Annotated in this window: 13 protein-coding genes and 1 tRNA gene; 3 read left to right on the forward strand and 11 right to left on the reverse strand. The window is 62.0% G+C overall.

All coding sequences use genetic code 11. From position 1 onward, the window contains the following. Positions 1-328 precede the first annotated feature (328 nt). Both B5V03_RS42285 and B5V03_RS12795 read left to right on the forward strand, forming a co-directional pair. Complete coding sequence (locus B5V03_RS42285) at positions 329-454, forward strand: polyhydroxyalkanoic acid system family protein (RefSeq protein WP_245502206.1); 126 nt, start codon at positions 329-331, stop codon at positions 452-454. Positions 455-1,307: 853 nt separating this feature from the next. Next, positions 1,308-4,412 carry a class I SAM-dependent DNA methyltransferase gene (locus tag B5V03_RS12795; RefSeq protein ID WP_206736142.1) on the forward strand — a complete coding sequence of 1,035 codons (3,105 nt, stop codon included), beginning with the start codon at positions 1,308-1,310 and terminating at the stop codon, positions 4,410-4,412. A gap of 377 nt (positions 4,413-4,789) precedes the next feature. Here B5V03_RS12795 and B5V03_RS12800 read toward each other — a convergent pair whose 3' ends face one another. The 11 genes from B5V03_RS12800 to B5V03_RS12855 form a co-directional block, all read right to left on the reverse strand. Then, positions 4,790-6,646: an ATP-binding protein gene (locus B5V03_RS12800; RefSeq protein WP_129270648.1), complete on the reverse strand. Its 1,857-nt coding sequence runs from the start codon at positions 6,644-6,646 to the stop codon at positions 4,790-4,792. A 167-nt stretch (positions 6,647-6,813) separates the two neighbouring features. Further along, positions 6,814-6,890, reverse strand: a tRNA-Arg gene (locus B5V03_RS12805). Positions 6,891-6,948: 58 nt separating this feature from the next. Continuing rightward, positions 6,949-7,998 carry a sensor domain-containing diguanylate cyclase gene (locus tag B5V03_RS12810; protein ID WP_129270650.1) on the reverse strand — a complete coding sequence of 350 codons (1,050 nt, stop codon included), beginning with the start codon at positions 7,996-7,998 and terminating at the stop codon, positions 6,949-6,951. 1 nt (position 7,999) lies between these two features. Then, positions 8,000-11,077, reverse strand: a complete 3,078-nt coding sequence (locus B5V03_RS12815) for an EAL domain-containing protein (RefSeq protein ID WP_433995332.1) — start codon at positions 11,075-11,077, stop codon at positions 8,000-8,002. A 207-nt stretch (positions 11,078-11,284) separates the two neighbouring features. Further along, positions 11,285-12,370: a branched-chain amino acid ABC transporter permease gene (locus B5V03_RS12820; RefSeq protein ID WP_206736143.1), complete on the reverse strand. Its 1,086-nt coding sequence runs from the start codon at positions 12,368-12,370 to the stop codon at positions 11,285-11,287. Further along, a complete protein-coding gene (locus B5V03_RS12825; protein WP_129270654.1) occupies positions 12,367-13,377 on the reverse strand; it encodes a branched-chain amino acid ABC transporter permease in 1,011 nt (336 codons plus the stop codon). Before B5V03_RS12825 ends, B5V03_RS12820 begins: the two co-directional genes overlap by 4 nt. After that, positions 13,374-14,096 carry an ABC transporter ATP-binding protein gene (locus B5V03_RS12830; RefSeq protein ID WP_129270656.1) on the reverse strand — a complete coding sequence of 241 codons (723 nt, stop codon included), beginning with the start codon at positions 14,094-14,096 and terminating at the stop codon, positions 13,374-13,376. Before B5V03_RS12830 ends, B5V03_RS12825 begins: the two co-directional genes overlap by 4 nt. Then, positions 14,093-14,869 (reverse strand): ABC transporter ATP-binding protein, encoded by a 777-nt coding sequence (locus B5V03_RS12835; protein WP_129270658.1) that lies wholly within the window; start codon positions 14,867-14,869, stop codon positions 14,093-14,095. The genes B5V03_RS12830 and B5V03_RS12835 overlap by 4 nt, the downstream gene beginning before the upstream one ends. 62 nt (positions 14,870-14,931) lie before the next feature. Further along, positions 14,932-16,176, reverse strand: a complete 1,245-nt coding sequence (locus tag B5V03_RS12840) for a substrate-binding domain-containing protein (RefSeq protein WP_129270660.1) — start codon at positions 16,174-16,176, stop codon at positions 14,932-14,934. Between the two features lie 134 nt (positions 16,177-16,310). Next, positions 16,311-18,047, reverse strand: a complete 1,737-nt coding sequence (locus B5V03_RS12845) for a putative bifunctional diguanylate cyclase/phosphodiesterase (RefSeq protein ID WP_164987960.1) — start codon at positions 18,045-18,047, stop codon at positions 16,311-16,313. Between the two features lie 376 nt (positions 18,048-18,423). Further along, entirely contained in the window at positions 18,424-19,389 is a 966-nt protein-coding gene (locus tag B5V03_RS12855; protein ID WP_129270664.1) for a sensor histidine kinase, read from the reverse strand. Between the two features lie 179 nt (positions 19,390-19,568). Between B5V03_RS12855 and B5V03_RS12860 the strand changes: the two genes are divergently transcribed. Next, the gene (locus B5V03_RS12860) at positions 19,569-20,408 is read left to right on the forward strand and encodes an SDR family NAD(P)-dependent oxidoreductase (protein ID WP_129270666.1); all 840 of its coding nucleotides are present in this window, start codon (positions 19,569-19,571) and stop codon (positions 20,406-20,408) included. Positions 20,409-20,541 lie beyond the last annotated feature (133 nt).

Consider the following 20,541-nt stretch of genomic DNA (forward strand, 5'->3'; position numbering starts at 1 on the left):
CGTCGCGGTGAGGGCCCGCCGGCTAGAGCTGGCGGGACTTTCATCTGTGCGCCATCGAGTCCCGGGCGAAGGGTCTTCGAGCAAATGGCAGCTTTTTGGATAGAGGTTCTGCTTCCGCGGATCGGTGCGTCTGCGTGTGTCCACCCTTGCGGTTCAGACCTTAGCGAGCCTTCGGTTGAAGCACTCTGCCTCGATCGTTGAGCAGAGAATCGGCGTCTATCTGCGGAGCGCACGCGATCTACGTGTCTGTTTATCCCCTAAGTCATTGAACATAGTAGCTATTTTGCCTTTAGCGCGGAATTTATCCCTTTCCCTAGGGAGATACATCATGTCCAATCATCAACTGCGCTTCAAAGGTCCCGGCTTCGATTTCGACGCCAAAGGATGGATGGCAATTCTCGCGGCGACCGTGATTGTCGCCCTGGTCCTTGGGTTTCTTTTGCTCCAATATTGAGTCGCCGATCGTTGCACACCGTCAGGAGGCCTTCTTGTTTCGCCGGGGGAGGGCGACACTGGCTTGCGGGCTGCCAATCGGACGCAACCCCATCAGATACGGGCTCCGCTTCTTCGAGGGAGCGCTGGCACAGGCCGCAATGGAGGAAGTTGCGCAGGGCGACCTGCCGATCGCGCGGCTGCACCACCAGCGCAAGGTCGATCATCTCGGTATGTTTGCAGTGCTCGCACCGCACCTCGAGCAGCGGAAACCCGCCGGCGCTGGCTTGAAACTTAAGCCTCGATATCCGCTTGTACAAAGATGCAGCGGGTTCATTTGGTGCGGGTGATAACAGAAAGCGGCGAGCGGCAGATCTGGCTCGCAGCCACCGGGCGTGATGAAGCGGTTGACCGCGTGCTCGATGTCATACCGGAAGGGTGGACCGCCAGCTTGATACAGCGCGAACTCGACGCCGCAGATGCTGTAGCTCTGAATTTGCGTCCCGGCGAAGTGCGGCGGCATCGACTGTCTTGATCGGTTCGATGCCGGCGATGAGGTAAGAGCGGCGCGAGAGATTTGTATATCGGCCTCGGCCGGGGCATCGCAGGTAGCGACTGATTTCATCTTTGCATTGGCAAGCCAATCCCCCTCTCATTCCCCTGACCAGGCCGGCAGGGCGCTGCTCCGCTCGTTAACCATTTAGTAAGATTCTGGGTCTTCCGAACTGCCGCTCTGCTTGCTTCGGCTCGCTATCGGGAACTGATTCGCTAGGATGCAACCCCAGAGCGCAAGAAGCGCCAGGGGGTTGCGTCGTGTCCAAGGGAGTGCCGGCGAACAGCCGCCGTCTTGTCGCGTATCGATCGGGGTTCGAACCATGAGCATACGCGCTGATGGTCTCCCACAGATGACGCCGACGAGCTTTATCAAGAAATGGAAGCGCGTATCGCTAACCGAGCGTCAGAGCGCCCAAGAACACTTCATTGATTTGTGCGGCCTGTTTAGCCACCCAACCCCTAGCGAAGACGATCCAACCGGCGAACGCTTCGCCTTCGAAAAGGGGGCGACGAAAGTTGGTGGAGGTCGTGGTTTCGCCGACGTCTGGAAGCGGGATCATTTTGCCTGGGAGTATAAGCGCAAAAATGGCAACCTAGAATCTGCTCTGCTGCAGCTCATGCGGTACGCTCCGGCTCTGGAAAGCCCTCCTTTGCAGGTTGTGTGCGACGTCGATCGTTTCCGGATTCATACTGCATGGACCAACACGGTCCCTGTTACGTATGAGGTCACTCTCGATGATTTGGTCGAGCCGGCAAAGCGCGAGATTTTGAGAAATGTCTTCTTCAACCCAGAAAAACTGAGACCAACAAAAACACGTGCAGCGGTTACGGCGGAAGCTGCAGATAAATTTTCTACTATTGCGCATCGGCTGCGAAGTCGAGGTACTCCCGAAGAAGTGGGGCATTTCGTCAATCAGTTAGTTTTCTGCTTTTTCGCTCAGAGCGTGAAGCTTCTTCCCGAGGCACTGTTTGACAGGATTCTCAAACGTTCCGCCCAGAATCCCGACAAAGCCATCAGCTATTTAAACAAGCTCTTCGAGGCGATGGAGAAAGGTGGGGAATTTGATCTAAGCGATATCGCTTGGTTCAATGGCGGGCTATTTGATGGAAGGAAGGCTCTACCGCTTCAGTCTAATGACATAGGTCTTCTGGTGGCTGCCGGTAGCTTGGACTGGAGCCTGATTGACCCGACCATTTTCGGCACCCTGTTCGAGCGTTTTCTCGATCCAGATAAGAGGGCTCAGATCGGGGCCCACTACACCGATCCGGATAAAATAAGCAAAATCATCGAGCCGGTCATCCTGCGTCCCCTTCGTGCCGAATGGGATCAGGCCAAGCTTGAAATAGCTGCTTTTCTCAGCGGCCAACGGAAGCCGCCGATGCGCAACAGGCCTAGAAGGCGGATGACCAAGTATGAGGCTGCCGAAGAGGCTCGCTCTCGATACCTGGAGCGTCTTCGCAACCTGCGTATATTGGACCCGGCCTGTGGGTCTGGAAATTTTCTTTACCTGGCACTCCAAGGCGTGAAGGATCTCGAAAACAAGGCCAATCTCGAGTGTGAGATGCTTGGGCTGGAGCCCCGATTGCCGGCTGTTGGGCCAGAAATCTTGCGTGGCATCGAGGTTAATCCGTTAGCGGCAGAGCTGGCGCGAACCACTATTTGGATTGGCGATATTCAATGGCGCCTCCGCAATGGAATCCATGCGAAGCCCAAACCAATCCTACGAAAGCTCGATGCTATAGAATGCCGAGACGCCCTCATCGCTGCCGGGCCAACTCTGTTCAGCCGAGCAGGCAAAGAAGGCACCAAAGATCGACCGACCGAGCACTGTATTGAGGCGGATTGGCCCGAAGCAGAGTTCATCGTGGGAAACCCTCCATTTCTCGGCGTCCGCCTTATGCGCCAAGCGCTCGGGGACGCGGCGGTTGAGCGTCTGTTCCGTGTCTACGATGGTCGTGTTTCTCGCGAGGCTGATCTCGTCTGTTATTGGTTCGAAAAAGCTCGCAAAGCAGTGCACGCCAATCAGGCGTCCCGCGTCGGCTTGGTTGCAACAAATTCAATTCGTGGCGGGGCCAACCGAAGAATTTTGGAACATATCGCGGTCGATAGCCGCATTTTTGAGGCTTGGAGTGACGAGTCTTGGGTCGTCGACGGTGCCGCGGTTCGCGTATCCCTGGTCTGCTTTGGAAAGGGCCAAGACGCCCTGAAACTCGACAATCGTCCTGTCGCGACGATCAATGCTGATCTTAGTAGCGCGGTCGATCTCACTAAGGCGCGCCGTCTGGTCGAAAATTTAAGCGTCGCTTTCATGGGTGACACCAAAGGAGGCGCGTTCGACGTCCCCGGAGAGCTTGCGCGCAAATGGCTTTGTCTTCCTCAAAACCCCAATGGCAAGCCGAACTCTGACGTGCTGCGGCCGTGGCGTAACGGAATGGACATGACCCGACGCTCGCGTGACATGTGGATCGTTGATTTCGGTTGGGGGATGTCGGAAGAGGAGGCCTCGTTATACGAGGCTCCGTTCCAGTATATCAGGGAGCAAGTCCTTCCCGAACGAGCAAAGAACCGGCGTGCCACTTATCGGGAACGTTGGTGGCGCCACGTTGAGCCCCGGCCGGCCATGTGGACCGCTCTTGCAAAGTCAAAGCGATATATCGTTACGCCAACGGTGGCGAAGCACAGGCTATTCATTTGGGCGGACAGCCGCGTGTGTCCCGATCACCAACTGATCGCAATAGCTCGAGATGACTATACGACGTTCGGGGTGCTTCACTCGCGTTTCCACGAGGCGTGGTCTCTACAGCTTGGGACATGGCTCGGAGTTGGCAACGACCCGCGATACACGCCGACAACGACATTTGAAACATTTCCTTTCCCGCCAGACCTTGCACCAAACATCCAGGCCGCGCGCTATTCCGGCAATCAGCATGCCAAGGCCATTGCCGAGGCCGCGAGGCGACTTGACGATCTACGTGAGGCCTGGCTGAACCCTGCTGATCAGGTCGCGATCAAGCCAGAGGTTGTCGCAGGTTACCCGGATCAGATTCTTCCTAAGAACGCGGCCGCGACTGCCGTACTTCGTACCAGGACGCTGACATCTCTATACAACAGCAGACCCCAATGGCTCGTAGACGCTCATGAAAAGCTCGACGCCGTGGTCGCAGCTGCGTATGGCTGGCAAGCAGCGATTACACAGGATGAAGCCCTATCGAATCTGCTTCGTCTTAATCTGGCACGAGAAACTTATGGAGGATCCAAAGCAAAGAGCCGAGATGTCGGCGGGGACGAACTGCGGCGTTCTCCGCAATTCAAGTATCCCATTAGTGGGCGCAAGAAGTCCAAACAGGAAGAGCCGTCTTTGGATGAATCTCTGCTCGATCAACCTCAGGCGACGAGGCGCCGGCATCCCAAGAAGTCTGCTTAGGAGGATACCCCCGAGCGGGCGCCGCCTGGAGGCTCGGGCAGATTACTGCATCTCTCATGCTCGTAGGAGACCGCAGTCTCGTGAAAACTCGCGCGCGTACTGTTTCGCACGTCTGACACCCCGGTCGGCCTCGCGGAGCTTCTCCTCGGCGGCACAACGGATTAGCACGGACTGGGCGTAGTAGCTCGCGTGCAACCCGTGCGCTTGACGGAATGCCCTTGGCCTGCGCCTTACGGTCGCCCGCCCGATAGCGGAATCTGGATGATGCGTGGGGACACAGCGCATGATCAGGCCGAATCGGCTAATAGTGAAGCCGCTAGGGGTTGATGCTGCCATCGGGCGTCCCTCTAAACCTTCGGTCGGCACCCGCCTAAGTGTCACTCCTTGAGAAGGTATTTTTGATTGGGGTGGTTGGGCTGATCGGGATAAAGGTATTCCAGGCTTCCGGTGTTGATCAAACCGGAAAGATACTTGGTTGCAAGATAGCTTGGATTTCGATCGAGCAATCCCGCCATTTGGGAGGCAGACAACGGTTTCCACCTGCACAACTCCACAATTGTCGCGGCCATGTGCTCGGGTGCATCCCTTCTGCCCAATGCAATGAGCTTCACCCGCACTTTGAGGCTCTCGGGCAGATCCTCAATCTTGATTTGATCGCGGGAACCTAGGGAGTTCGCTTCGATACCTAGGGAGTCCTCGTCCTTAGCTAGGGAGTTCGGGGCCAAACGGCTGATCAATTCGGATCCGGCAACGTAGTATCTTCCAGATCCACTGCCGCGGTCCGCCAACAGGTTCGCCGTGCGAAGTTTCCTCAGGCTCTTGCTTGCTGCCAAAGTGTCAGTGCGGTTGATTTCTCGGTAAGTTTGGTTCGCGATTGCGCCAACCTCCCGGACATAAATCAGCGCGCGCCTCTGATCGTCCGTTAGGTCAAATTCTCGAAATGTTGAAAGCCACTCCCAGTCTGTTGGGCTGAGGAAATGGTGAAATAGGAATACTGCCGAGAAGCTATCTGCATCCCGGTCAGACTCGAAGGTCGGGGAGGAGAGACCAGACTCCTCCATCAGTTGCCGCATGCGACGGATGCCACTACCCTTGGTTTCAGCAAACCGCGTTTCGTGCATTACCTCGGCGATGTGGGGGTTTCGCATAATGGATGCGGGGTCATCAAAGCGCTCGACTGACTTCAGTGAGTGACCCGGATTTTTGAACTCGATACGATTTCCATAGCGTACGATCTGAACCGGTTGAGCTGATTGGTAATTCCGGTGGATGAGGCAATTTACAACGGCTTCCCGTATGGCGCGTACTGGAAGCAGTGGCAGCTCGCTGCGCTGACCATTTGCTTGGTCGTCAAATCTGAATGCGCGGGGCAGGTCGTCGAGAATTGTAGCGATGACACGGCTGGCGAGCGTAACCAGCGGGCCACGCATCTCTACAGCATCAAACTGAGCACTAACGTTCTTGACCCAGGTATTGCCAGGTACTCGGATATAATCCACGCGGTGAGATGGATAGAGACGCCGAAGCGCCGCGGGCTTTCCAAATGTAACAAGGCCCGCAACGGTGACTCTGAGTTCTCCATCCAGCCGGTGTAGGCCGCCCAGCGCGTGGACCAGATCCTCATCACTCCAGCCTAATTCGTCGGCCGTCTCATTGGCCTCACGTCTTGATTTCCGGTAAGCCTCGATCGCTTGCGGGTCGATATCGTCGAACGTTGCGTGGGCGATGACAGTTCGGTCATAGGATGCATTTTCCTTGCCCCTAAAGAACGAGAGCATGTCTTCTTCGGAGCATCTCTGGTCGGTCGGTCCGATACGGCGATAGGCGCCCTTGGGTAGGCCTCTCGAAACGAGATACAGCGGTTTTTGATGGGCGGGCAGCTCCGGAACGTCGATCCGAATGACGTTAGTCTTGCCGATCCGCTCTACGTGAAGGTCTGTTCGAACAGTGGTGTTGAATATGGTCGCGCACGTCGACGCAATATCAGAGCAGACCTTGTCGGTGTCCCTCACCCCTACGGCCGAGAACATCGGGAAGAGGGAGAGCTCCTCCTTTTCGACGCCGAGCAAAATGGTCCCGCCTTCAAGGCCGGGCTCATTGGACATAGAGCAAATTGTTTCGAAGAGAGATTTGCCGACGGAAGCTTCGGCAATACTTTTTGCCTCGAGGCTTTCTGTCTCGTCGGTCTCGTTCAGCTCCGCAATCAGTTCGGCCGCTGCTTTCTTGCTGATCACGCGCTCTTCCCACCATTTACGCGCTTGGCGGGATATGAAGTCGCTCCCAAGCCGCTGCGCCTTCGGTTCTCGAATGCTCGGAGGCGCGAACGGAATGCGCTGCTTACCCTGTGCTTACCCGGCCGACAGCGCCTAACCTTGAAATTCAGATAACTAATTGATTTTACTGGCGCACCCGACACGATTCGAACGTGTGACCTTTGCCTTCGGAGGGCAACGCTCTATCCAGCTGAGCTACGGGTGCAGTCGAGGTTCATTTAGCCGATTGGTGAGGGGCGGGCAACCGCTTCCGCCGTCTCCGGTCAGGCTGATTTGCGGGCAATACGGCCAGGAACCGCCTCCCGGCCGAGACCGGCGAATTCGGCGAGCAGGCGCTCGGCGCAGATGACGCGGTTGCGGCCGAGCCGTTTGGCCGCATAGAGCGCCTCGTCGGCGGCGCCCAGCAGGCGGTCGGGACTGCCATCGGCCTCTGTTGGGATGTGGCTGGCGACGCCGACGCTGAGGGTGACGTGGTCGCCGGCCCCGCTGGCGCCATGGGCGATCCGCAACGCCATGACGGCGCTGCGGATTTCGTCGGCGATGGCGCAGGCACTGTCACTATCCATGTCCGGCAGGATCAGCGCGAACTCCTCGCCGCCATAGCGGCTGGCGAGGTCGAGCGGACGCACCGCATGGCGGCTGACCACAGCGGCGACGGCGCGCAGGCACTCGTCGCCGCTCTGGTGGCCGTGGCGGTCGTTGAACAGCTTGAAATGATCGACGTCGACGAACAGCAGCGCCATCGGTTTCCGCGTCCGCTGGGCACGGGCCCATTCCGTCATCAGCATCTGGTCGAAGGCGCGGCGGTTCGACAGGCCGGTCAGTCCGTCCTTGGTGGCGAGCTCCTTCAGCGCGGTCTCGGCGCGCTTCTGGTCGGTGAGGTCGCGCAGCGTCTCCACCACGGCGATCAAATTGCCGGCCTCGTCATGGATCGGGCCGGCGTCGATGGCGAGATAAAGCTGGCTGCCGAGTTTCGGCATCACGCACCAGTTCTCCGCGGAGAAGCCGAGCCCGTTATGGCCGCGCGCGGCGTACTCCGAATAATATTCCGGCAGCTGCTCGGGCCGGTCGAGTGCGACGAGGTCGGCAAGACAGGGGCGCCTGGTCTCGTAGAAGGCCTGCCAGTGTTTCGTGGTGCCGATCACCTCGGAGGCGGCGACGCCGGTCAGCCGCTCGCAGGCCCTGTTCCAGATCACGACGCGGCGTTTCGGGTCGATCACGAAGGTCGGCACCACCAGATGCTGCATCAGCCGCACCGCATAGGAATCCGCGACGTCCACGGATTTGGCTGAAGGCCTCGTTGGCTTGGCCATCTCAGGCTACCGCCGCGACGGGCGCGGCGTCTCCCGGGCTGAACAGCTTGCGGACTTCGGCCGCCGGCTTCGGCTTGCTGAACAGATAGCCCTGCATCTCGGTGCAGCCGAGCGCGCGCAGCATCTCGCGCTGGGCCTCGGTCTCGACGCCCTCGGCGACCGTGGTCATGTGGCTCGCGGCAGCGATATTCACCACGGCCTGCACGATGACGGGCGCGCCGCTGGTCTCCGCGATGTCGGCGACGAAGCAGCGGTCGATCTTGATCTTGTCGAACGGGAAGCGTTTCAGATAGCTCAGCGACGAATAGCCGGTGCCGAAATCGTCGAGCGCGATGCGCACGCCGATCGAGCGGAGCTGGTGCAGGATCGAGAGCGCCGCCTCGTCGTCGCGGATCAGCACGGCCTCGGTGATCTCGAGCTCGAGCCGGGAGGGGGCGAGCCCGGAGGCGGCGAGCGCGCCGGCGATCCGCAGCGCCAGCGTGTCGCATTTGAGCTGCACCGGGGAGACGTTGACCGCAACGCGCACATGCACTGGCCAGGTCGCGGCCTCGTTGCAGGCCGTGCGCAGCACCCAGTCGCCAAGCTCGGTGATCAGGCCGGTATCCTCGGCGATCGGGATGAATTCCGCCGGCGAGATCATGCCGCGCTCAGGGTGGCGCCAGCGCAGCAGCGCCTCGCAGCCCGAGACCTCGTTGGTGCGCAAATCGACGAGCGGCTGGTAGTGGATCTCGAAGCCGCCATTCACCAGGGCCTGGCGCAGATCCTGCTCCAGGGTCAGGCGCGCCCTGGCGCTTGCGTCCATCGCCGGCTCGAAGAAGCGATGGGTGCGGCGTCCCGAAGCCTTGGCGCCGTACATCGCGAGGTCGGCGTTCTTGATGAGCTGGTCGAGATCGGTGCCGTCCTGTGGTGCCAGCGCGATGCCGATGCTGGCGTCGGTGGAGAGCTGATGGCCGAGGCAATGATAGGGCTGGCGGATCGCCTCGTAGATCCGTGTCACGAATGACAGCACGTCGGCGGAGGACTTGATTGCGGTCTGGATCACAGCGAATTCGTCGCCGCCGAGCCGTGCGATCAGGTCGCCTCGCTTGAGGCAGCCGCGCAGGCGGGTCGCGATCGCCTTCAGCAGCTCGTCGCCGACATGATGGCCGAGCGAATCGTTGATGCCTTTGAATTCGTCGACGTCGATATAGAGCAGTGCGAACTGCTGGCCGCCTGCGACCTTTTCCAGCTCGCGTTCGATCTGCTCGCGGAACAGCGTGCGGTTCGGCAGGTCGGTCAACGCATCGTAATGCGCCATATGCGCGATCTTCTCGTGGGCGCGCCGCCGCTCGGTGACGTCCTCGATGACGCTGATGAGGTAGCGCGGCTCGCCGGACTTGTCGCGAATGCCGATCCGGGTCGAAGTGATGTAGCGCTCGCCCTTGGTCTGGCTCTGCCAGGCGTGCTCGTCCTTGAACAATCCCCCGGGCGCCTCCAGCGCCTTGCCGTCGTCGTCGGTGACGATCCGGGCGATGGCATCCGGATACATATCGAAGGGCGTTTTGCCGATGATGACTTCGCTCGACTGGCCGAATTGCTCCTCGGCGGTCCGGTTGATCAGCAGATACTGCCGCGTCTGCGCGTCCTTCACCGTGATCTGGGAGGGAATGTGATCGATGATCTCGCGCAGGAACATGTAGTTGCGGTCGCGCTCCTGCTCGAGATTGCGCCGCTCGGTGATCTCCTCGATCGTGGCGACCCAGCCGCCCTGCGCGAGCGGAGTGTTGATGACCTGGAAGGCGCGGCCGTTGGGCAGCTCGTGGATCCTGGTGGAGACCGTGCCTTCGGCGACCACCCGCATCACATCGGCGCAAAACGCCTCGACGTCGCCGCTGAACGCGTCGCGCTCCTTGCGATGGCTCATGGCCTCGAGAATGTGGCAGCCGGGCTTGATGACGTCGTGGGAGAGGCCGAACATGTCGGCGTAGCGGCGGTTGCAAGTGACGATGGTGCCGCTCGCGTCGTACAGGATCAGCCCCTGCGACATGTTGTTCAAGGCGGTGTCGAGCCGCTGCCGTTCCGACTCGATCCGCTGCTGGGCCTCGCGATTCTGCCGGTCGATCTGGCGAATGATCAGATAGAGGATCAGCGCGATCACGGCGGCTGAAAGCATGGCAGTCGTGACCATGAAGCCGGTCTGCTGCCGCCAATCCGCAAGCGCAGCGCTCATGGTGTTGGTGGCGACGATGACCAGCGGAAAATGGTTCAGCGACGCCGCCGAGCCCAGCCGCTCTTCGCCGTCGAAGGGGCTTGTGACGCGAAGCGTTTGCTGGCCGCCGTGGGTCAGCACCTTCTGCATCAGCGGTGCGTTCTTGTAGCTCGTCCCGATCATGGCTTCGACATGCGGGTAGCGCGCCAGCATCTTGCCGTCGCGGTCGAACAGCGAGATCGCCGTGCCCTCGGCGAGCGCCACGGACGCGAAATAATTCTGGTAGCTGTCCGGATCGATCCGGCGGACCATCGCCCCGAAGAAGGTGCCGTCGGTGCCGTTCAGCCGGCGCGCGACGACCGTGGTCCATTTGCCGATGAGGAAGCTGCGGACGGATTCCAGTGCGACCGACTCGGCCATCGGATTCGATTTGAACGCCTGAAAGTAGGCGCGCGTGGAGATGTTGATCTTGGGCAGCGGTTGGGATCGCGACCAGTTGATGATCTCGCCGTCGGCATCGTAGATCACGATGTCGCCGAGATAGGATACGGCGCTGATCTTGCCCCGCAGCATCTCATTGGCCGCCGGTCCTGACATGCGCTCGCGGAACATCGCGGCTGAGGTGATCTCCGGCAGCTTCATCTGCCCGATCAGGTCGGCGGCGACGACGTCGGAATCCTGGAATTGCTGATCAAAGTGCCGCGCGATCAGCTGCACGGTGTTTTCGAGCTCGCGCTCGCGATTGGCGAGGGTCCGCTCGCGAAACTCGCCGATGGCCATGGCGGTGACGGTGAAGATCCCCGCGACCAGCAGCATGCCGCTCAGGGTCAGCCACAGCACGGGGCCGCGCCGCATCGCTGCCTCCCAGCCGCGTCTCGCGGCTAGGGACATTCCGGCTGCGATCCCTGTAAAGGCCTGGCGCATTCCCCCTCCCTGGAGGGACAGGAATACACCGCACAAATGGCGTAAAGCTTAGGAAAGCCAGTTACCTAAGCATTAATCCGGTTGCGTGGTCAGGCCGGCATGCAGCAGGGCGGGAAACACCTCGCGGTTGCGGGGTTCCCGCGACAATCGCTGCGCTGCATCATTAATCGCGGCTTAATGCGAGGCGCCCGTGCTCTTGTCGCCGCCGCTATTGCGGAGACGTCCGACCACGCCGGTGGGGAAGAAATAGACGCTGGCGATGAACAGCAGCCCGAGCCACAGCAGCCAGCGGTCGGGGTGCAGCAGTCCCGGCAGCAGCGGCAGGCCGGCTTCCGACGCCGCCTTCGAGGCGACGCCCATCAGCGACTGCAGATAGTTCTGGGCGAGGATGAAGATGGTGGCGCCGATGATCGCACCATAGATCGTGCCCATGCCGCCGATCACCACCATCAGCAGGATGTCCAGCATGATCGAGAAGCTGAGCGAGGTGTCGGGTCCGGCATAGCGCAGCCACAGCGCGTTCAAGATGCCGGCGCTGGCGGCGACGAGGGCCGCGAGGCAATTGGCGTAAGTCAGGTGGAACACGGTGCGGAAGCCGAGCGCCTCGGCGCGAAAGCGGTTCTCGCGGATCGCCTGGAGCACGCGCCCGAACGGCGAGTTCACGACGCGCAGCAGCGCGAGGATCATCAGGGCCGAGACGGCGAACACCAGATAGAAGGTGAGGATGCGGCCGTTGATCTCGAAGCCGAACAGGTTTTTGGAGATCAGCACGGTGCCGGGGCGAAGCAGCTCGGGCAGCTGGAAGCTGCGCCCGTCTTCGCCGCCAGTCAGCCACGACAGCTGCGAGGCCAGCACCTGGAAGGCAGAGGCGACCGCGAGCGTGATCATGGCAAAGAAGATCGCGGCGACCCGCAGCGAGAACAGGCCGATCGCAAGCGCGAGCAGCGCCGCGAGCGGCAGGCCGACGACGATGCCGGTTGCCACCGCGCCCCAGTTCGGGCCCATCCCGTACAGCGCGATCGCGATGGCGTAGCTGCCGATGCCGTAGAACATGGTGTGGGCGAACGACACCGAGCCGGTATAGCCGAGCAGCAGGTCGTAGGAGGCGACCAACGCGGCGAAGACGCAGATCTTGGCCGCGACGTTCAGCGCCTTGGCGCCCGGGAACAGGAACGGCGTCGCCGCCAGCGCGAGGATGATGACGACAAGGAGGAGAGTAAGGACGCGGCTGCGCGGCGGATCGCCTGACAAAATCATCATCGGCTGGTCACCGCATAAAGGCCGCGCGGCCGCCACATCAGAATGGCGACCATCAGCAGGATGTTGGAGACGAGGGCGAGCTTCGGCACCAGGAAGCCGCCGTAATTGGCGACCATCGCCACCAAAATCGCGCCGATGAAGCAGCCGCCGATCGAGCCGAGCCCGCCGATGATGACGACGACGAAGATCAACACGGTGAGCTCGTCGCTCATGGAGGCATGGACCTGCTCGCGATAGAGCGCCCACATCACGCCGCCGAGGCCGGCGAGCGCCGATCCCGTCATGAACACGCCGAGGAACAGGCGGCGGATGCGATAGCCGAGCGCCTCGACCATCTCCCGGTTCTCGACGCCGGCGCGGATCAAGAGGCCGAGCTTGGTGCGGTTGAGCACGAGCTGGATCGCGATGAAGACGGCCAGCCCGATCAGCATCGCCAGCACGCGGTACTTTGCAATTGCGACGTCGCCGAAGATAAACGAGCCGCGCAGCGATGTCGGCAGCGGCATCGGGATGATCTGCGGCCCCCACAGCGCGTACATCGTCTGCTCGGCGACGATCAGGCCGCCGGTCGTCATCAGGATCTGCTTCAGATGTTGGCCGTAGACTGGAAGGATCAGCACGCGCTCGACGACCAGGCCGAGCGCGCCCGACACGGCCATCGACAGCAGCGCGGCCGGCGCCAGCACCGCAAGGTTCACCCAGAGCGAGTCGGCCTGAACGGACGCCGCGAACGGCGCGAGTACCAGCGTCGCGACATAGGCGCCGACCGCGATGAAGGCGCCGTGGCCGAAATTGAGCACGTCCATCAGGCCGAACACCAGCGTCAGGCCGGAGGCCATGATGAAAATCATCATGCCCATGGCGAGGCTCGCGGCGGTCAGCGTCAGCCAGGTGCTGGGCGAGCCGATCAAGGGGATCGTGACGAGCGCGAGCGCGATCGGCAGCAGGATCGGCGCGAGATCGCGCTTCGGCTTCGGCAGCGGATCGGTTGCGGCAATGTCAGTCACTGATGCGCCTCCAGGCTCAGGCCGAGCAGCCGCTCCTGCAGCGGCACGTCGGCAGCGAGCGCCGCCATCTCGCCGCGGTGGACGATGGTGCCGTTGTCCATGACCAGCACGTTGTCGCCGAGCTCGCGGGCGGCAAAGAAATTCTGTTCGACCAGCAGGATCGTGGCGCCCTTGCGCTTGATCTCCTTCAGGCACTCGATCAGCGCCACGATGATCGCAGGCGCCAATCCCTTGGTCGGCTCGTCGATCAGCAGCAGCTTGCGCGGCTCGATGATGGCGCGTGCGATCGACAACATTTGCTTCTGCCCGCCCGAGAGGCTTCCCGCGCGCGACAGCCAGAACCGGCGCAGCGCCGGGAAGAAGCCAAAAATCCATTCCAGTTGCTTGTCGTCCATCGGCGCGTCGCGGGCAGCGAGGACGAGATTCTCTTTCACCGTGAGATCGGAAAACACGGCCATGCTCTCGGGCACATAGCCGACGCCGAGCCGCGCGATGTCGGGCGTGGCGCGGCTCTCGATGCGCTCGCCGGCGAGGCTGATTTCACCGGAAGAAGCCTGCCACAGGCCCATGATGGTGCGCAGCGTCGTGGTCTTGCCGGCGCCGTTGCGGCCGAGCAGCATCGTGACCTGTCCTAGTGGGACCGCGAGGTCGATGCCCTGCAAGATGTGGTAGCGGCCGATATGGGTGTGCACGCCGGAGAGCTTGAGGAGATCGGTCATGCGGCGCCCTCTGCAGCTTTCTTGGGTGCGACGCCGAGATAGGCTTCCTGCACGATCGGCGAGGCGATCACTTCGGCCGGCGGACCGTCCGCAACCAGCTGTCCGTTATGCAGCACGATGATGCGGTCGGCGAGCGAGCGGACCACGTCCATCTTATGCTCGACCAGCAGGATGATCTTGCTCTTGTCCTGCTTGAGTTGCGCGATCAGGTTCAGGACAACAGGCACCTCGTCGATGCTCATGCCCGCGGTCGGCTCGTCGAACATGAAGACTTTTGGCTCCAGTGCGATCATCAGGGCGACCTCGAGCTTGCGCTGGTCGCCATGCGACAGCGCGGTCGCGGCGACGCCGCGGCGATTGCCGAGCGCGACCTGGTCGAGGATGGCATCTGCACGCGCGATCAAATTGCGGCGGACCATCCAGGGCCGCAGCATGTCGTAATGCGTGCCGCTCGCCGCCTGCACCGCGAGGCGGACATTCTCTTCGACGGTGAGGTTCGGGAAAAGGTTTGTGAGCTGGAACGCGCGCCCGAGACCCGCACGGGTCCGCAGCGGCGCGGAATGCTGGGTGATATCGGTGCCGTCGAACAGGATGTGGCCAGCGGAGGCGCGCAGCTGGCCCGAGATCAAGTTGAAATAGGTGGTCTTGCCGGCACCGTTCGGCCCGACGATGGCGGTGAGCTCGCCCGGGCGAAAGCTGCAGGTGACGTTGTTGACCGCGACATGCCCGCCGAAACGGATGGTGAGGTCGCGGGTTTCTAACGTCAGGGCCATCAGGACAACTCTGGAAGATGGGGGATCCTCTCCCCGCCAATGCGGGGAGAGGAGATTTGATATCAGCGCTTGTTCTTGACCGGAACGTCCATGTCCTCGATCTTCAGCTCGCGCACCGGCTCGAGCACGGCCCAGGCGACGTTCGGATCGACCTTGACCTTGAAGTGATACATGCTCTGCAGCGCCTGATGGTCCTCTTTCCGGAACACCATCTTTCCCTTCGGCGTGTCGAACTCCAGGCCTTCCATCGCCGTGATCAGCTTCTCGGTGTCGGTCGACTTCGCCTTGGTGACGGCGGCGACGACGGACATCGCAGCCGCAAAGCCGCCCGCGGTGAAGAAGTCCGGCGGCGCCTTGAAGCGCTTCTGGTGCTCGGCGACGAACCAGTCATTCACCGGGTTCTTCGGGATGTCGTAGTAGTAATAGGTCGCGCCTTCCATGCCCGGCAGGCCCTTATAGGCGGCGAGCGCCGGCAAGATGTTGCCGCCGGTGGAGAGCTCGATGCCGTAGCGCTTCGGGTCCATGTCCTGGAGTTTCGCCAGCGGATTGCCGGCGCCGGCCCAGATCACCCAGATGATCTTGCGGCCCGGCTTGTCCTTCAGCGCATCGAACAGGCGCTGGCCGACCGCGGTGAAGTCGGTGGTCGAGGTCGGGGCGTATTCTTCCGCGGCAAGCGTCGCGCCGGTCTTGGCCAGCGCTTCCTTGAAGGCGGCGACGCCGTCACGGCCGAAAGCGTAGTCCTGCGCCAGCGTCGCAACGGTGACGCCCTGCTTGCCGATCGCGACCGCGTTCGAGATCGCGTCCTGCGACGAATTGCGCCCGGTGCGGAAGATGTAGCGATTCCACTTCTCGCCGGTAATCTGGTCCGCGACCGCGGGCTCGACGATCAAAATCTTCTTGTTCTCCTCGGCGACGGGGAGAATGGCGAGCGCTGCGGCCGACGACGTCGTGCCGATCGCGATGTCCGCCTTGTCGTCCTGATAGGCTTCCGCGAGTGCGGCCTTGGACAGGTCGGGCTTGCCCTGGTCGTCCTTGGTAATGACGACGATCTTGCGGCCGTCGAGCGTCATGGTGCCCTTGGTGGCGTATTCGAAGCCCATTTGCAGGCCGGTCTCGGTCTGCTTGGCGTAAGCCTCGAGCGGGCCGGTCTTGCCGTAGATCAGCGCGACCTTGAGATCGTCGGCGCGCGCGGAAGTGACCGCGGCGAGGGCGAGAATGGTTGTTGTTATGATGAATGGTCGACGCACGATGGTCCCTCCTGATTCAACGTTTCTCTTCAATAGCGATTTGCATAATGGTGCGAACATTGCAATTACACCTTACGGCGGCCTTGCGCGGGAGCGCGTGTGACGCTGTGTTGACGCGTGCGTGGCGGCTTGCCCCTGCCGAAGAAATCGGCAGCGCCGGACCTGCCGGCGCGCTGACGTGGAAGGCGGAGCGGCTACCGCCGATACCCGCTCGCCCGCGAATAACCCTGGCGGTTCTGCTGCATCGGGCGGCTCGCGACGCTGCCGCGGGACTCGCTGGAGGCGGGGGTTGCGAGCTTCAGCTCCTCCAGGAAGATCGGCCGGGCGAAATAATAGCCCTGTGCGTAGCGGATCTTGGTCGCGGCCTGGAGATAGGCGAGCTCTTCGTAGGATTCGATGCCTTCCGCGATCACGGTCATGCCGAGCGCTTCGCTCAAGGATTCGATCGCGCGCAAAATGCCCTGGCTGCGCGGGCGCTTATGGATGTCGGTGATGAAGGAGCGGTCGATCTTGATCTCGTCGGCGGTGATGTCGGCGAGCGCCGACAGCGAGGAATAGCCGGTGCCGAAATCGTCGATCGAGATGCCGACGCCGAGCTTGCGGAACATCGGCAGGATTTCCGACTGAAAATGGCTCTTGGCGACGACGGCGTCTTCCGTCACCTCGATCATGAAGCGCTGCGGAAAGCCGGTGTCATCCAGCGCCTGCGCGAAGCTGCGCATGAACTCGGGCTTGCCGGCCTGCTTGGCGGCGACATTGATGCTGATGGTCGCTTCCGCGCCAAAGGTCTCGTTGATCAGGTCGATCGACTTGACGATCTCGGCGAGCACGAGATGGGTCAATTCGTCGATCAGTCCGAGCTCGCCGGCGAGCTTGATGAACGAGCCCGGCGCCTGGATCACGCCTTCGTCGTCGCGCAAGCGGACCAGGGCCTCGATGCCCTTCACGGCCTGGGTGCGGATGTCGACCTTGGACTGGAAGGCGCAGCAGAAGCGCTTCTCGAGAATGGCGAGCCGCAGCGACTGCTCGATCTTGGTCCGCGCCAGCGCCTCGCGCTCCATGCTGGAATCGAAGAACGCCGCCATGCCTTTGCCGTCGTTCTTGATGCGATACATCGCGATGTCGGCGTTCTGACGCAACGTCTCGAAGCTGCGTCCGTGATCGGGATAGAGGCTGATGCCCACGGAGGTGGAGGCGAACAGCTCCGAATTGTCGATGAAGAACGGCGCGGTCAGCCGCTCCAGCGTCGATTGGATGAATTCGGCGACTTCCTCCTGGCTCTGGATCGGAGACAGCAACAGCAGGAATTCGTCGCCGGAGATGCGCGACAGCATGTCGGAGTCGCGCAAATCGCGCCCGAGTCGCTTCGACAGTTCGACCAGCAGCGCGTCGCCGACGGCGTGGCCGTAATAGTCGTTGATGTGCTTGAAATTGTCGACGTCGAGAAAGGCGAGCGCGAAACGATCGCCGGCGCGATCACGCCCGAGCAGGGTGTTGGCACGGTGCTCGATCACGCGCCGCGAGGGCAACCCGGTCAACTCGTCGAAATATGCCGAGCGAAACAGCTGGTCCTCGAAATTCTTCTGCTCGGTGATGTCGGAGGAGGCCGAGATCAGCAGCTCGCGTCCGGCGAGGCTGATAGGGCGATGGGTCGTCAGCAGCACCTGCCGCGCCGTGCCGTCGTGGAGGGCTTCCTCGGAGGTGACCGGCTGACCGGACCGCAATGCCTGCTGGCAGGCTTCGCGGCGCGGCGCGAGATCGGGCGAGGGACGGCTGCCGTCCATGCCGAGCTGGGACGCCGCGACATCGTTAACCAGCAGAAGCTCGCCTTGGGCGTCCTGCACGGTCAGGCCGGCAGGCAGCATTCTAACGATTTCCTTGAGAAATCCGAGTTCGGCTTCGCTCGCGCCGGAATATCTGTTGTCGTTCATAGAAGTCATGAATCTTGTTGTTTCAGCGCGCCTTTGCAATGGACGCAATCTCGCGCGGTTCCCTCTTAGGTTTGGTTAAGGGGTACGGAGAAATACGGGGGTGTCTTGCGGCGATGCGACGCGCGCAGACGATCGTCATTAACAGAGCGTCAACGACACCTGCGAAAGCGCGAGCGGGGCGCGGGGATCGCTTTCGCTTGTTTCGAGTCTAGCGCCTTGGGTTGAATCGATTGGCCGCGATGCCGGTGCGCTCCCTCTCCCGCTTGCGGGAGAGGGCTGGGGCGAGGGCTCTCTCCCCTTGGGCCTTCTCGATTGCGGAGGTACCCTCTCCCCAACCCTCCCCCGCAAGCGGGGGAGGGAGCACACCTCCCGTGGTCTAACCACTTTTCGGGATACGGCATTGCATGATGCAATGCAGGCCGGTCGCCAGATACGAGACCTCGGTCTTGCCGTCGAAGGCGGAGAGCGCTGACTTCAGCAGCTTGGTGCCGAAGCCGGGCGCCGACACCTTGCCGATGCTCGGGCCCTCGGTCTCGTCCCAGGTGACGGTCAGGCGGTCGCCGCTGACGGTCCATGACACCTGCAACAATCCGCGCGGCGCGGAGAACGCACCATATTTGCCGGCGTTGGTGGCGAGTTCGTGAAACATCAGTGACAGCGTCACCGCGAGCTTCGGCGGCAGGAACAGCCGGTCACCGTTGAGGGTGAAGCGGACATGGCCGTAAGGCCCGAGCTCCGAGATCAGGAGGTCGCGAATGTCGCAGCCGGCCTTGTCGATCCGCGAGATCAGATCGTCGGTCGTGGCAAGCGAGCGCAGCCGCGGATCGATCCGGGCCCAGATCTGCGGCTGGTCGTGCAGCACCTGATGAATCACGGCGTGCACCGTCGACAACTTGTTCTTCAGCCGGTGCTGGAGCTCGTCGACCAGCAGCTTGCGATAGTCTTCTTCCTCGATCAGGCGTTTGGAGATCCGACGCTGCTCGACCAGCAGTGTGCGATAATGCTCGACGCCCCAGATGGTGAGCGCGCAGACCGCCCAGTACAGCGCCAGCAGGGCAAAGCGTGCGTTGTCGGCAAGAGCATCGCTGAAATTCAGGACGACGCCGAGCACGCCGCCGGCGATCGCGGTGACGATGCCGATCCGGAAGCCTCCGAAAGCGGCGGCAAAGAACACGGCCGGAAAATAGGGGGTGAAGTAGACGTCCGGCCGCACATGCGCGAGCCCCCAGCGCGCCAGCGTCGCAACCAGCACGCAGGCGACCGCAAAGGCAATGCTCAGGCCGAGCGACGGTGGTGCCACGCCCTGCCAGCCCTTGCGGAAGTCGTCGATCAGCTTCTCCATGCGCGGCCCGGTCGCGATGTGCCTTCGCGGTGAATGTTACGCATGTCAGCAGCGCAAGCAAAGCTTGCCTTGGCGGGGGCTGGCAGGAATAGTGGCTGCTGCGGCGTCGATCGCCGCGGCACCGTTATCGATCGGTGTCCGCCATTTGGCATCAAATCATTCAAAAACAGGGACATTCCATGGGCAGGCTGGACGGCAAGGTGGCGGTGATCACGGGTGCGACGAGCGGCATCGGATTGCGGACAGCGGAAGTCTTCGTTGCCGAAGGTGCCAAAATTGTGATCGCAGGGCGGCGCATACCGGAAGGCGAGGCGCTGGCATCGCGGCTCGGGGCGACTTGCGTCTTCCGCCAGACCGATGTGACGGTCGAAGTGCAGATGCAGGCGCTGATCGCGCTCGCGGTGGAAAAATTCGGCCGCATCGACTGCCTGTTCAACAATGCCGGCGGCCCGGCGCAGACCGGCGGCATCGAAGCCCTCGAGGTCGAGCGCTTCGACGCGGCGATGGCGACCCTGGTGCGCAGCGTCATGCTCGGCATGAAGCATGCCGCACCCCATATGAAGAAGCAGGGGGCCGGCAGCATCATCAATAACGGCAGCATCGCCGGCCGTCTCGCCGGCTTCTCGTCGTCCGTGGTCTACGGCGCGGCCAAGGCGGCGGTGATCCATCTCACCAAATGCGTGGCGATGGAGCTTGGCGAATCCAACGTGCGCGTCAACTCGATCTCACCCGGCGCAATTGCGACCGGCATTTTCGGCAAGGCATTGGGGCTGTCGACGGAAGCCGCCGAGAAGACGCCGGCGGTGATGCGGGATGTCTACAAGACCGCGCAACCGATCCCGCGCGCCGGCATCCCCGACGACATTGCGCATGCCGCGGTGTTCCTGGCGAGCGACGAGTCGAGCTTCATCAACGGCCACGACCTCGTCATCGACGGCGCCATCACCGGCGGCCGCAACTGGAGTCAGCAGCAGCAGGGGTTGGCGGCCTTGCGCAATGCGTTCGAGCAGGGGGCGTAGCGGCGAGGCGAGGTGCCGTAGGGTGGGCAAAGGCGCGCCCTTCGCGCGCCGTGCCCACCCTACGAGACCTGCGATCGCGGGAAGGCTCGTGCCCCGGACGCGGTGCGGCGCGAAGTGCCGCTCCGCAGAGCCG

The organism is Bradyrhizobium betae, assembly GCF_004123905.1.
GTDB lineage: Bacteria > Pseudomonadota > Alphaproteobacteria > Rhizobiales > Xanthobacteraceae > Bradyrhizobium > Bradyrhizobium betae_A.